The 11,876-nt window shown below is 70.7% G+C and carries 7 protein-coding genes; 2 read left to right on the plus strand and 5 right to left on the minus strand.

Going from position 1 to position 11,876, the window contains the following annotated elements:
* Positions 1–93: 93 nt before the first annotated feature.
* Complete coding sequence (locus FKO37_RS36095) at positions 94–780, plus strand: hypothetical protein (protein WP_037814639.1); 687 nt, start codon at positions 94–96, stop codon at positions 778–780.
* A 562-nt stretch (positions 781–1,342) separates the two neighbouring features.
* On the opposite strand, the gene FKO37_RS36100 is transcribed toward FKO37_RS36095, so the two are convergent.
* Both FKO37_RS36100 and FKO37_RS36105 read right to left on the minus strand, forming a co-directional pair.
* A complete protein-coding gene (locus FKO37_RS36100) occupies positions 1,343–2,785 on the minus strand; it encodes a winged helix DNA-binding domain-containing protein (RefSeq protein ID WP_238608388.1) in 1,443 nt (480 codons plus the stop codon).
* A gap of 54 nt (positions 2,786–2,839) precedes the next feature.
* The gene (locus tag FKO37_RS36105) at positions 2,840–3,730 is read right to left on the minus strand and encodes a LysR family transcriptional regulator (protein WP_238607431.1); all 891 of its coding nucleotides are present in this window, start codon (positions 3,728–3,730) and stop codon (positions 2,840–2,842) included.
* Positions 3,731–3,845: 115 nt separating this feature from the next.
* Between FKO37_RS36105 and FKO37_RS36110 the strand changes: the two genes are divergently transcribed.
* Entirely contained in the window at positions 3,846–4,826 is a 981-nt protein-coding gene (locus FKO37_RS36110; RefSeq protein WP_238607432.1) for a YncE family protein, read from the plus strand.
* Positions 4,827–4,874: 48 nt separating this feature from the next.
* Here the strand turns inward: FKO37_RS36110 and FKO37_RS36115 are convergent, their stop codons facing one another.
* The 3 genes from FKO37_RS36115 to FKO37_RS36125 form a co-directional block, all read right to left on the minus strand.
* The gene (locus FKO37_RS36115) at positions 4,875–9,344 is read right to left on the minus strand and encodes a hypothetical protein (protein WP_238607433.1); all 4,470 of its coding nucleotides are present in this window, start codon (positions 9,342–9,344) and stop codon (positions 4,875–4,877) included.
* A 220-nt stretch (positions 9,345–9,564) separates the two neighbouring features.
* A complete protein-coding gene (locus FKO37_RS36120) occupies positions 9,565–10,368 on the minus strand; it encodes a hypothetical protein (RefSeq protein WP_037814632.1) in 804 nt (267 codons plus the stop codon).
* Positions 10,368–11,831, minus strand: coding sequence for a hypothetical protein (locus FKO37_RS36125; RefSeq protein WP_238608389.1), 1,464 nt, complete (start codon positions 11,829–11,831; stop codon positions 10,368–10,370). Before FKO37_RS36125 ends, FKO37_RS36120 begins: the two co-directional genes overlap by 1 nt.
* Positions 11,832–11,876: the final 45 nt, after the last annotated feature.

The raw sequence follows: 11,876 nt of genomic DNA on the forward strand, positions 1-11,876 counted from the left end.
CCCGTCGGAGTTTCTTCGCCGCACGCCGGTCCGGAGGGCGATGAGACCGGCAAGAAGCCGCGGAAGAAGTGGAGCCGCAAGAAGAAGCTGTTGGTGTTCATCCCGTCCGGCCTCGTATTCGCTCTCGGCGCGGCTTTTCTCGCACTCGTCGTCGTGGTCAACTGGACGCACATCACCGGAGTCCAGCCGGTCGCGGACGACGCGGCCGGCCTTCAGTACGAGGTCAGCGACGAGTGGACCCCCTTCTCCGCCCGGCTGACCATGGGCGGCGGCGAATGGAAGATGCTGCAGTACGGCATCGGCGACTGCCACGGCACCAAGGACGGGAAACCCTCTCAGGCCCAGGTCACCAAGGCGTCCATCTTCACCGCCGCGTACCCGGCCAGCGCCAGTGCCGGCAAGGACGCGGCGCTGAAGCTGTTCCAGCAGATCATCCCGTCGTTCTACGAGATGACCACCGGCTTCAAATTCCAAGACGTCAACAACGGCGAGCACGGCCAATGGGGCGAGGTGAACATCGACGGGGTCCAGGGGTACAAGTATTCCGTCCGTCCCGCGCACCACGGAGTCGCCGACTGCGACGGCGGTGTCAACACCGATCCCGATTTCGACAACGGCATGGTCTTCGTGGCGCTGCCCGCCAAGGATTCCGGCGGGAAACCGGTGACCGCCGTGATCTGCTACTACCTGATGGATCCGACCTTGACCATCGACGGGTACCGGAACCTGACCGCGGCGGACAAGGACGAGATCCTGAAATCGTTCAAGGTGAATAAATAAGGGGCTGTTCCGGCAGGGTCTGGCTGGCCGGATTTCGGTGGGGCGGCGCGGGCTGGTCGGCGGGGCCGGTTGATCGGAAGGCAGATCGAAGTGCCGGGCGAGCCCGGGCAGCTGGCGGGCCCGGGCGGCCGCGGACCTGGGCGACCGGGCTAGGCAGCTGGCAGGCCCGGGCGGCCTCGGGCCTGGGCGACCGGACTAGCCAGTTGGCGCGCCCGGGCGACTGCGGACCTGGGCGACCGGACTAGCCAGCTGACAGACCCAGGCGGCCGCGGGCCTGGGCGACCGGACTAGCCAGTTGGCGCGCCCGGGCGGCCGCGGGCCTGGGCGACTGGCCTAGGCAGGTGCGGGCCCGGGCGACTGCGGACCTGGACGACCGGACTAGCCAGCTAGACAGGCCCGGGCGACCGCGGACCCGGGTGACCGGCCTGGGCAGGCGCGGGCTTGGGCAGGTGGCCTCGGCCGCCATCGGGGCCCGGCAGCGGGACCCGCCATCGGGGCTCGGCAGCGGGGCCCGGCGCATTCTCGGCCCGGCCACGGTTCTCGGCGGCGGAATGCGACCCCGCTACCCGGCCAGTTCCTTGCCTCCCTGCTCAGCCAGCTCCTTCTCCACCGGCGTGCGGAACTTCGGCACCACTCGCGCCTCCCCCAGCCAGGCGCTCAGCCGGGCTGCCTCGGCGTCCACCGCGGCGGTCTTCTCGGTTCCGATGTCCTCCAGCAGGCGGACCGCGACTTCTCCCGACGGGCGGTGGCACCAGGCTCCGACGATGCGGCCGTCGCTCCAGACCGTCGGGCCGATGTTGCCGCTGCGGTCGAACAGGGAGGGACGGTGCGGGCCGACGTACCAGTCTCGGGACTGCCAGCCCATCGCGGTCGGGTCCAGCGCCGGGAGCAGGGCGATCCACGGGTCGGGGGCGGCGACGGGGGCCAGGTCGTCGGGCAGGGCGATCGCTGATTCGCCGTCCAGGTCGACCTCGGCGGGGGCGACGGCGGTCAGGGCCTTTTTCGTCTGACCTGCCGTCCAGCCAGTCCACCAGCGGAGGTCGGCGACCGGGGCGGGGCCGAACGCGTGCAGCCATCGGCGGGCCAGGGTGGCTCGGGCTTCGTCTTCGGAGAGGCCTGGCCAGTCGTGGGACCCGCCGATGGTGCCCAAGTCCGAGCCGTTTGGTTGTCCGGCGGCGCCGAGTTCGGAGCGGCCTGGCCCGCTGGTTCCAGAACCCGAGCCCGCGACGTCGGGAACGGAGTGACGCGGATTCCCAGCAGCAGAGCCCGGCGAGTCGGCGGGAACGAGGGCGGGGCTGCCGGACCCAGCGCCGGGGCCAGAGCCAGCGCCGGTTTCGGCTCCACGGCCAGCGCCAGAACCAGCCGACCCCTCAGCGTTCGCCAGCCAATCCGTCAGCGGGGACCAGTGGTACTGCGTGCTCTGCCAACTCCCCCGCGGGCGTCCGCGCACGATGTGGCCTTCCGCAGCCAGCTGGAACAGCACCCGGCTGGTGACGTTGCCGATCGACTCGTACGGTTTTCCCTTCGCCATCAGCAGTTGCTGCCGCAGGCGCGGTTCGTCGTCCGCCAGTTGCTGAGCGGTCGCCGACCCCCTGGCGTGCAAGGCTTTTTCGACGCTCGCCATGACCTCGTCCAGCCATTCGCCAGGACGCGCGACGTTCTCCGGATGGCCCAGGGTGCCCAACTGCTTCTCCAGCAGGCGGCGTTGCCGGGCGGCGACGTCGTACGAGCACGCGGCTTGCACCACACCGGCAGTGGCGACGTCGGTGACGAAAACGGTGCGCCGCATGCCGAGGATGCGCAGCAGGGTGCGCCGGGAGTACAGCGCGTCCTCGACGTCGGCGATCGAGACGTCGCGCACGCGCGACCAGGCGGAAAGGTACACCGAAGCGGGATCGGTGGCGTGCAGCGCGACGACGCCGTCGACTGCTTCCTCGACGGTCGTCGCCCGTGCCGCGAGGTGGTGGCGTATGCCGAGGCGGGCCCGGCGTTGGGCGAGGGTCATCTTCACGGCTTGATTCCTACCAGCTAGGTCCGACAGAAAACGCATCCGCGCTGGTCAGGAGGATGCGAGCAGGGTGGAGCGCACGTGGTTCCGGAACCAGGCCTGGGCCGGATCGGCGGCGGTCCGGGGGTGCCAGGCCAGGCCCAGTTCGACGGGCGGCAGGTCGAGCGGGATGGCGAACGTCAGCAGGCCCAGAGCGGCCAGCAACGGGTCCAGCCAGCCTGCGATGCCGATGGTCACCAGGTCGCTCTCGCTCGCCAAAATCAGGGCGCTCGGGTGGCCGGGGACGACCGCGGCGACTCGGCGGTGCAGGCCCAGCCGGGCGAGAGCGGCGTCGATCGGGCCTTGTTGCTTGCCTCGACGGGAGATGCCGATGTGGTCGGCGGCGGCGAAGCTGACCGGATCGATGGGGGCAGAGAAGAGCGGGTTCCCTTGGCGCGCAATGCCTAGGACCGTCGAGTGCACCAACGACTCCGTGCGGGTTTCCGGGTCGTGGTGACCGGCGGCGCCGATTTCCAGGTCTACCCGGCCGTCGCGCAAGGCTCCGCTGTCCTCTGTGGACTCCGGGACGAAGATGACCTCGACGTGCGGAGCTTCGGCGCGGAGGCGGGCGGTCAACGAACCAGCCAGGCCGCTCACGACCAGGTCGGTCGCCTGGACGGTGAACGTGCGGCGGAGGTCAGCGGGGACGAAACCAGGGCCGGGGCCGAGGATGCGGTCGGCGCGGTGCACCAGGGTGGCGACTTCGTCTTTCAGTTCCAGCGCGCGCGGGGTCGGTACTAGGCCTTGACCTGCGCGGACCAGCAAGGGATCGCCGGCGGCGCGGCGCAGTTTGGCGAGAGTTCGGCTCACCGCGGCGGGCGAGCTGCCCAGTCTGGCCGCGGCGCGCGTGACGCTGCCTTCCTGGAGCAGGACGTCCAGCACGCGCAAGAGGTTCAGGTCCATGGCCGTCCCGGAAGGTTTGCGTTCAGCGGAAGAATTCCATGCCGATTCTTGCATCGACGCGCAATCCGCGGCCGCCCAGAGTGGATCTCGTAGCCGAACACAAAGGAGAGAGCCAATGCGAGAAGCGATACTCGCGGTCGCTGGAGCGAAGGGGCCGGCGGTCGCCTTCTTCGACGTCGGGTCCGGGAAGCATCTCGGCACCGTCGAGGTGCCTGCGCAGCCGCACGACCTGTGCTTCGACCCCGTCCACCGCCTCGTCTGGACCGCGAGCGCGTACCGCCACGGGGCGTACCACAGCCATGGCGAACGAGCGACCGAGCTGACCGCGATCGATCCGGATTCGCGCGAGGTCCTGGAGGTCGTCGATCTCTCGCCGGATCACGCGCCGCACGGTCTGGCAATCGATGCGACGCGAGGGCTGCTGTACGTGACGGTCGAGGCCGGTCCGGAAAGCGAGGGCGCCCTGGTGGTCGTCGATACCGCGACGCGGCGGCCGGTCCGGCATCTCGCGACCGGTGCGCCGGGGCCGCATTGGGTCGCGATCAGCCCGGACGGGCGGCGCGGGTTCGTGACCAACAAGGAAGCGCCGTTCGTGTCCTTTGTGGACCTGGACAGCGGCGAGGTCGAGAAAATCTCCGTGCCCGGCAGTGAAGGGCTGGAGGTTTCCCGGGACGGCAAGCGGCTGTACGTCGCGGCTCCGTATCTGGAAAACGGGACCGAGCCGGTTCGCGCGGCACCCGGGATCCGGGTGTTCGACGCGGTCACCGGGACTCTAGAAACCCTGTTGCCGACGGAACGTCCGGTGCTGCCGATCCATTGCACGGCGTCCGGCGAGGTGCTGGCCGCCGAACTGGGCGGGCGGTTGCTGGCGTTTTCGGCGACCAGCCACGAGCTGCTCGGCTCGATGGAGCTGCGGACGGAGTTCCCGCTGGCCATTCTCGCCGACCCGGACGGCCGGATCGCGTTCGTGTCAGGGGCGGCATCGACCGAGGTGGAGGTCATCGATCTCGAGACCCGCACACTGGTGACCACATTGGACACTGAAGCGGCCGGGGCGGCAGGCGGTCACGGGCTGGCGTACGTGCCCGTCAGCTGACGGGTCTCGGCGCGCGGTGTGCCGCCTGGGCAGACCGCGCGCCAGCCGTCAGGCCGGTTGTTCTTCTTCGGCAGACGAGTCCACTGCGGGAGCGGAAGGCCCCCGGCTGAACATCCGCGTCGCCGAAAGCCGGGCGACCCCGTCCGGGTCCCCGAGGTCGTCGAGGGAATTCCGGATCGTCGCGTCCACCGACAGGTACTTCCGCCCGGCCCGCAGGTCCGCGTCGTTGCGCAGCCGCACGATCAGCGGGAATTCCGCCAGCGCGCCCGCGTCGAACAAGCCCGTCGTGTAGATCAGCTGCACGCCCAGCGCCTCCGCGACGGCCCGCTGCAGTTCCAGCAGGTATCCGGCGGACGCACGGCCGATCGGGTTGTCCAGGAACAGCACGCCCGAATGCCGGTTCCGTGCCTTGCCCCGGTTGTTGGCGCGCAGCGCGGCGAGCGTGCAGTACAGGATGATCGCCGCGGTCAGCTGCTGGCCGCCGGAGAACACGTCGCGGATTTCCGACACCCGCTGGCGTTCGGTGCGCAGCACGGAGTCCGGCTTGAGCATGTCGACCCGATACCCCTTGGGCGCGGCGACGTGCACCCCGCGCAGCACCAGCGACAGCCCGTCGCGCTTCACGTCGCGGCCGTCGGCGGTCTTGCCCGCGGCCGCCTCGTCGACGACCTCGCCCAGTTTTTCCGCCAGCACATGGTCTTCCAGCTCGGTGAACCGGATCCGCAGGAATTCCTGGCCGGACCAGTCGCCGAGCCCGTCCGGCAGCCGCGACACCCGCTGCGCCGACCGCAGGGTGCGCAACGCGCCTTCGACCATCCCCTGCAGCCGCGTGATGATGCCGCCGCGGTGCCGGTCGATCTGCGCGAGGTCGTCGGTGAGGGTCCGCAGCCGAGGGCGCAGCGCCTCGCTCCATTCCGCCGCGTGCGCGGGAAGCTGGTCCCGCTTCACGGAAATCACCTGCTGCCGCACCGGAGTGCTGAGCTTTTCGAACCGCTTCTCGGTCGCGTATTGCGCCAGCTGGTCCGCCGCCGCGCGCACCCGCCGGTCGCCGGAATCGGCCGCCGACTGCGCGTCGTTCAGGACGGTGTTGAGCTGGTTGTACCGGGTCCGCGCGGACTCGACGTCGCCGTCGTAGGCGTCCGCGGGTTCCTCGGAACGCAAGTGCGCCAACGATTCCGACAGCAACCCGAAGCCGGACGCCGAAGCCTTGCCCGCTTCCAGCGTCGCTTCCGCCGCCGCTCGGCGCTCTTGCAGTTCTTCCCATTTCCGGGCCGCCGCAGACACTTCCAGCGAAGCCGCGTCGATCAGCTCGAGGCCGTGCTCGATGTCGCGCGGCCGCTCGGCCGGAGACGCGACGCCGGTCTGCAACGGCAGCACGTCCAGCTCCGCCCGGCGCGTCGACACCTGGCCGATCGCCTCGGTGCGTTCCTCCTCCAGCGCGTCGACGACCCGCCGAGCCCGCGCCAACGCCGCCGCCCGAGTGGAAGCGTCCGAACCGTCCGGCGTCTCCAGCAACGCAGCCGCGCGCACCCGGACCTCTTCGTCCAGCGCTTCCAACGCCGACGAGGCCGCTGCCTCAGCGGATTCCGCCTGCTCCAACTCTGCCCGGAGATCGCTGCCGACCTCGACCTTCGCGTAAGACTCGGAAGCTGACACAAAGGTGCGCCGCAACGCGTCCACCGGTTCCGAAGGCGCTTCAACGTCCTCCGGCAGCTCGGCCGCGCCAGGCACCTCAGCCAGCTCGGACCGTGCGGTGGTGACGGTGCGACGGTGTCCGTCAGCGGTCCGCTGCTCCTCCGCCGCCTGCTCGCGCAACCGCGCCGCTCGCGCCGATGCCTCAGCTGCCGACGTCTCCGCGCGTTCCGCGATTTCCGTTGCCCGCTCGACTTCTTCGGTCCACTCCGCGACACGCGCGGCCCGAGTGGACAGTTCGCCGAGCCGACGCGCCTTCTCCTCGGCTTCTGCCGCTGCGGTCCGCAACGCCGGGACTCGCTCCCGCAAGGCGGTGATTTTTTCGCTCAACCGGGCGAATTCCGCCTCCGCTTGCGCGAGCGCGGTCTGCGCGGTCTCCCGGGCGACGCGAGCGCTTTCGGCCTGCTCAGCAAGCGTTCCGATCGCGCCGGCCGGATAGTCCTCGCGCCAGGTGGTCAGCTTCCACGTCAACGCGCCATCAGCCGCCAGCGACTCCGACAGCTGCTCCAGCCGACGCTGCCGTTCGGCGTGCCGCTGCGCCACGGCTTCCCGCTCGGTGTCCGCGGCTTCCTCGTCGTACATCGCCGGGTTCGGCGGCACGAGGAACTCGACACCCGCAGCGGCCGGACCGTCCTTTTGGAACGCGTCCGTGGTCCCGACCGCGATCACCGCGCTCGGCAGCAGCCGCGAAGCCGCCAGCACTTCCCGCGCCCGCTTCGCCTGCGCCGCGTCGTTCAGCAGTACGCCGGCGACGAGCTGTGGCATTCGCTCCAGCACTTCGTCGCGTCGCACCGAGTCCAGTTTGGACAGATAACGCCAGCCCGACCACGCGGTGATTCCCGCCTGCTCCAACGCATCCAGCGCGGCCTGGACATCCTCCGGCGGCGGCAGCAGCCCGCCCGAACCGAGCGCGGCCAGCGCCCGTTCGTCGGCCGACTCCTCCATCCGCAGCGCGGTCTGTTCCTTCTCCACCGCCGCGCTCGCGTCGCGCAAGCGCTGCAGCAGCACCGGAAGATCGCTCTCCAGCTTCACGTCGTCCGCGCCGAGCAGCTCCATCAACCGCGGTTCGGCGGCCAGCGCGTCGGTCCGCCGGTGCGCGCGTTCGAGGTCTTCGGCCGCCCGCACGAGACGGTCCTGAGTGGACCCGGCGAGCTGATGCGCCTCGTTCACCGAACGCTGCGCCGCTTGCAGATCCTCGCCGACGCGGTCGAGTTCCTGTTCCCGGCGAACGGATTCCGCCGCCGCGGCCTCGGCTTCCGCCCGCGCGGACCGCGCGGCTTCGGCGACATCCGTCCCGGAGGACAACAGTCCACTTCGGACCGATTCGGAAATTTCCTCGCGCAGCTCAGCAATCCGCGACGACAGTCCACGCGCCTCAGCCCGGCGACCAGCAGCCAGGTTCGCCGCCTCATCCCGCTCGACCTGCGCCTTCTCCGCTTCGGCGCGCAACGCGTCCGCGTGTGCCTCGGCTTTGTCCGCCTGCCGCTGCGCGTCACGCGCCAGCGAAAGCAAACCGCGCCCCAACGCGACCGCCGCCGCATCCCGGGCGGCCAACGCCGGCTTCGCCTTCTCCTCCCGGTTTCCGACCAGCTCACGCAGGTCTTTCGCCTTGCGCGCAGCGTTCAACCGGTTCAGCACGGTCGCGGTTTCGCGCCACGCTTCCGCCTGCGTCTTCGCCTCGGCCAGCTCGCCGTCGACGCGCTCGCGTTCGATCTGCGCTTCTTCCAGCCGCAGCACCGCGACCAGCCGCCGCAGCTCGGTGACGCCCGCGGTCAGCCGCCGATGGTCGCCCTCGGCGAGCTTTTCCGCACTGCGCACTTCCTCGACGTGTTCTTCCAGCCCCGACAGCCGCGCGTTCTCCAGCTCGTTGCGCGCGTGGATCCGCCCGGCCAGCTCGCCGAGATCCTCGCGCGCCGATTCGGCGATCCGCCGCGAAGCCGCGGCCACGCCTTCCTCCTCGGCCAGCGGACCGAGCAGTTCCAGCGCACCCTCGACGAATTCCTTCTCCGCCATCAGATCGCCGCGCTGCGCGAGGTTGTTCGCGTACGTCGACACGACCTCGGCGAGGTCCTTCGGCTCGTCCTCGGACAGCACCGCGCGCAGCAGGAACTCCACGAACGCCTCGTCGGTGGAGAACTGGAACGCGTCGGCCGCCTCGCCCTCGCCCGCGTTCATCGCGCGCTGGTAGCGGAACAGCTCGGTGTCGAGACCGAGCTGGTCGAGCCGCCCGGTCCACTCGTGGTGCCGGCGCGTCCAGAACAGCTCCAGCTCCGGTTCGGCCATCGCCGCGCCCGCGATCCGGTCGTGGAACCCGGACATCGTCAGCAGGCGGCCGTCCTCGGTCAGCGGCAGCGAATCGAGCGCGACGTCGGCGGTCGGGCGGAAGCAGTACCAGGAGTCGACGAGGTTTTCCGAGTCCGCCGACGTCACGTGCCCGCGCCACTCCGACACCTTGCCGGTGATCACCCGCTGGCCGGTCTCGACGTGCAGCCACTCCAGCACCACGTGCGCGACGTCCTTGGCCGTCACGAACTTCTCCAGCACCTTCGTGCTCGTGGTGCCGACGACCTGGCGCCGCCCGGGCAGCATCACCGAGAAGATCAGCTTGATCAGCACGGACTTGCCGCCGCCGTTCTCCAGGAACAGCACGCTCGCCGGAGACGGGCGGCGCACCGGCCCGCCGGCGTGGATGCCCGCGGAGAACAGCGCGTCCTGCTTCGGCGCGGTGATCGTGGCCCCGACGCCGCTGAAGTCCAGCACCACGTCCTGGTACCGGGCGCCCGCCGGGCCCACCGAATGCAGGCGGACCCGCGAAAGCTCGTACATTCCCGTCCCCTCTACCGCGCCTGCTGGTCCGTGAAGGGCCCCTTCACGGACGCTGATTCCCATGCCGGGGGCTCAAGCCGAGCGGCCTCACCCGATTGATGCCCGCAGGACCGCTTCCGCGAGGCCGTGAGGGGAACCCTGAGGGAATCTGATTCCCTGAGGGTTCCCCTCACGGCCAGCACACCGTCCCGCCGCCCGCGCCGCTTCAAGGCCCCGGCCCTCATTGCAGCGTGTCCGAGGCCGTCGCGCGCAGCGTTCCCCCGGCCCCGGCGACCGCGACGACGTCGAGCGCGAGCAGGTCGTCGAACGCGGCGTCCGCGGCCAGCTCCCGCACCTGGATCTGGTACCGCGGCGTCGTGCGGTAAGTGCCGCCCTGCTCGTCGCTCACCTGCACCAGAAAGCCTTGATCGGCAAGGAATCGCAGCGCCCGCGACACCATGCCGCGCGTGGTGTCCGCCGCCATCCGGCCGTCCTTCGTCGCCGCTGCGGCCGGACGCCGAGCGTACGCACGCCACGCCTGCTCCAGCTCCGGCGCGTCCGCGAGCGGGTCGTTGTTCGCCTCGGCCAGCTGTGCCCGCTCGTCGAGCACCCGCGCGGCTTCGCGGACCATCGCGTCGACCTGCTCGACGCTCACCCGGCCGATGTAGGTGTCGTTGGCCAGGTCGTCCGGCCGCGGGTAGCCGAGCGCGGCCGTCGCGAGGTGGATCAGGCCGTGCAGCACCTTTTCCGTCTCGCGCCGCTCGCGGATCTTGGCCTGCCGCGCGTAGCTGTCCATCTTGATCTCGAAGACGGACTCGTCGGTGGCCGCGAGCACGCATCCGGCCTGCTGCGTCACCTCCAGCACCATCAGCCCGAGCCCGGACGCGACCGCGTGGGTGAGCGCCTTGAACGCGTTGTCCTCGCCGTAGCGGCGCACCAGCTCGCCGTACACGACGTCGCGGGCGGGCAGCTGCTTCGGGCGCATCCCGAACGCGACGAGGCGCGCGGCGGCCTCGGCGTCGACGCTCGTGTGCGTCACCGGCATCAGGCGACCTCCTCGGTCTCGTCGTCAGCTCGTTCGACCTCCGCGGTGATCAGCAGCAGATCGGCCCCGCCGAACTCCGGGTCGTCGAGCAGGGTGCCGTCGTCGACGGCGAGCAGCACCTGGCGTTCCCCCTGCCGGCGCGCCGGGCCGACCTCGGGACTGTAGGCGTGCAGCGCACGCAGCGCGACCAGGGACGCCAGGTTCGGCTGCCCGGAGCGGCGCGCGTCCTCCAGCAGCCCGGACAGCCGCCGCGGCACGTCGGGCAGGTCGAGCAGTTCGTCGGCGAGCCGCCACACGTCGTCGCCGAAGCGGTCGGTCACCTCGGCGGGCACCAGCTCCGGCTCCGGCACCTCGCCGACCAGCTGGTCGCGTTCCGGGGCGGGCCGCAGCAGCAGCGAAACCAGCGAAGACAGCGACGGCACGACCGGCGTCGTGATCCCCGCGACGGCGTGGAAGAAGTGCTCGGCGGGCGCGGTGGCATCGGCGAGCGGCAGCCCGAGCGTCGGCATCAGGAGCTGGCCGAACAGGTCGATGGTGGCTCGCTGCGGCGGTCCGGAGAACTGCTGGCGGTCCTGTTCGGCGCGGAAGACCGCGCCCGCGTCGGCCAGCCGCGACTGGAGGCGGGTGTGCCGCCGGATGCAGTCGGCGACGATGTCGACCAGTTCGGCGGCGCGGCGCTTGTGGTCGACGTCCTCGGACTCGTCGCGCGCGGTGGTGATGTTCTTCAGGATCGCGTTCTCCGCGCGGAACCGGGACTCGATGTGCCCGAGCGCCGACTCGATCAGCTCCGGCACTTCGCTCTCCCAGTCGACCGCGCGCACGTCGCGGCGAGTCGCGTCGAGCTTCGCGCGCAGCGTCTCGCCATACTGCACGGTGCGGTAGCGCGCCTGCTCCGCGGCGAGCTTCGCGTCGGCGAGGCGGCCGCGGTTGATCAGGTTCTCCAGCTTCACCTCGGCCGCGATCTGCGCCGACTCGACGTCCGTGTCCAGCGCGCCGACCAGCACGTTGATCGCCTCGTCGGTGGCGCGCAGGTACACCTCGCCGTCGGGGGCGGCCAGCTCGACCAGCAGCTTGAAGTCGAACTGGCGGCGCTGGTAGCCGCCGGGACCGAGCGAGCCGTACACGCGCCGGAAGCCGCGGTCGGTGGTGCCGACGTTGATCAGGTTGTCCAGCACCCACTTCGCCACGCGCACGTGCTCGTCCGGCATCCGCGAGGGCGCCTGCAGCGAGATGAACGGCAGCAGCCGGTCGATGACCTGGTCGTGGCCCGCGCCGGTGTCGAAGTCCATCGCGATGGTGACCTGGTCGATCGTGTGCAGCGCGATCTCGGCCATCTGGTACACCGTGGCGTCGGCCCAGTCGAGCTTCGCCTTGCGCGCGTCGAGGTCGTGCAACGGCGCGGTGCAGGCGAGCGCCTTCAGCCGACGGGTCAGCCCCTCGTCGGCGAGCCCAGCGGCGCCCATCTCGTCGTATCGCACAGCAGGTCAGGCTAGTCGGCCCGGCCGGGA

This window comes from Amycolatopsis sp. Poz14 (assembly GCF_006704225.1).
Classification (GTDB): Bacteria; Actinomycetota; Actinomycetes; order Mycobacteriales; family Pseudonocardiaceae; genus Amycolatopsis; species Amycolatopsis nivea.